The 1859-nt window shown below is 54.7% G+C and carries 1 protein-coding gene and 1 pseudogene; both read left to right on the top strand.

Translation table 11 applies throughout. The features are described from left to right. The first annotated feature begins 49 nt into the window (after nucleotides 1-49). Nucleotides 50-1165, top strand: coding sequence for a toll/interleukin-1 receptor domain-containing protein (locus tag T18_RS24240; RefSeq protein WP_010892463.1), 1116 nt, complete (start codon nucleotides 50-52; stop codon nucleotides 1163-1165). After that, nucleotides 1162-1859, top strand: a pseudogene (locus T18_RS28050) (hypothetical protein); the annotation flags it as partial. The gene T18_RS24240 and the pseudogene T18_RS28050, both read left to right, overlap by 4 nt.

Below are 1859 nucleotides of genomic sequence, written 5' to 3'. Positions count from 1 at the left end.
GAAGAGTCGTATTAATATTGCGGAGCTGTGAACGGCAAAGGAATTTCTGATGAAGAGAGTGTTGACGGTTGGAGTGATGTACACCGACGCCCCTATCGCGGGGGTGGAAATCGACAATTTAGGCCTATGCCGGCCCGGGGTGGATCGCGAACGTGCGGCGTATCCACTTTATGAATATGACACTATCATCATCAACCCAGAGAGTTACAGTCATTTTCTGTTCGGTAGGGCAGGGAAATTTTCAAACGAGCAAAATGAACTCGGCAATCTCAAACGCGAGAATGAGCGATACGATATCGATACAGCCTTCGATCAAGACGATCGAGAGAAAGAAATGGAGGTCGCGATCTCCGACGGTGCAACCGTGGTTTGGTGCCTTTCGGAACCGAAAAAGATCAATTTTTTTGGCTATCGAGAAACCCATCTAGGCTACCTTGCGCCGAAGGTCTCCAGCCTGGTGAAGCGGTCGGATCTCCTTGTGAAGAAGGGACGGAGAATGGGTAGCCTAGATCCAGACAGCCCCTTTGTGAGATACTTCGATAAGTTAACCAGTTCAGATGGCTGGACTCTCTGCCTGTCCGATCCGACCGACGGATTCACCACGATCGCCACGACCCCTGAAGGCTATAGTCTAGGCGGTAAGGTGACACTTGGAGCAACAAACGGTTGGTTACTTACCCCTCCGACTTCGCAGGAAGCTGTAAATCAGCTTGTTCGTGACAGCTTAGCGGTGGAAAAGAATGACCCCGCCCAAGACAAATATCATGGCATCTTTCTGAGCCATACCGGCGTCGATAAACCCTTCGTCCGTAGGCTTCGGAATGATCTAATCGCACACGGCGTTCAGAAAGTGTGGCTGGACGAAGCCGAGATCGACATTGGCGATTCACTTATCGCGAAAATTGAGGAGGGCATCAAGCTCAGCCGATATATCGCGGTCGTGTTGTCGAAGAAGTCTATCGGGGCACCCTGGGTTAAGAAGGAACTGGACGTAGCGATGAACAGGGAAATCGCCAGCGGTGAAGTTGTGGTGCTGCCACTGCTCTACGAGGCTTGTGAGCTGCCGGAATTCTTGAAGGGCAAGCTCTATGCCGATTTCTCCAGGGAAGAAGATTATGAGGCCGTCCTGCGCAAGCTTCTGCGGCGGCTTCGCATCACATCATGAGCGAGGAAATGATCGGTCCAAGCGCCGAAATGCTCGATGCGATGGGCGAGCTATGGCGACTCCGTCCACCTGCGCCTGACAACATTCTTAAGCACCCGGCGTTTGTGCGCCTTCGAGACGTCTGCCGAAATGATTACTCCGGCGGAGGAAAGGCGGGGCCGAACTTTGCCCTTTCTACGGCGCTAAGATCGCTGGGTTTGCCATGTCACCACCCAAGTGCCACGCCGGAACTGGCGGTGCCTGTGGAGGCGGCGGCGGCTGACCTGGATGCAGCCTTCCGCGCCACCCAATCAACCCGGACTTATCTCGCACCGCTCGATCTGGCTGCAGACCTACCGCGGCTCGCGTTTGGATCGGCCTCAGTTTGCCGCCTAAAGCCATCCGAACTTCGCACATTGTTCGACGAACCTCGGCTAAAGCGCCTCTACCCGCGATACCAGTTCGATGCTGATCGATTTGCGCAGTTTCACTGGCTCGTGGTCCAAGAAACGTCAACATTTGAGCATGAGCCGGAGGGAAGAGCAGTTCCCATGTTTGTGCTGGACTTCAGCAAGGACCTGGGACGGATCGAGCCGCACAAGGGGCGGTTTCCCCCCAAGTTTGAGGAGGCCCTGTTTTTTCTCTTGCTGGCTCCTTGGGAGCACTGGACGACCCTCCCCGAGGGAGACTGGCGAGGCTTTCGTCTGCCTTGGGT

Source organism: Rhizobium sp. TBD182, from assembly GCF_001950375.1.
GTDB lineage: Bacteria > Pseudomonadota > Alphaproteobacteria > Rhizobiales > Rhizobiaceae > Agrobacterium > Agrobacterium tumefaciens.
Note: the sequence above shows the minus strand (reverse complement) of the source record. Positions and strands in the feature narration are given on the sequence as shown.

Bases quoted from the DNA above. Each gene is read 5' to 3' on its own strand.
- T18_RS24240 (WP_010892463.1), top strand. From the start codon at position 50: ATGAAGAGAGTGTTGACGGTTGGAGTGATGTACACCGACGCCCCTATC.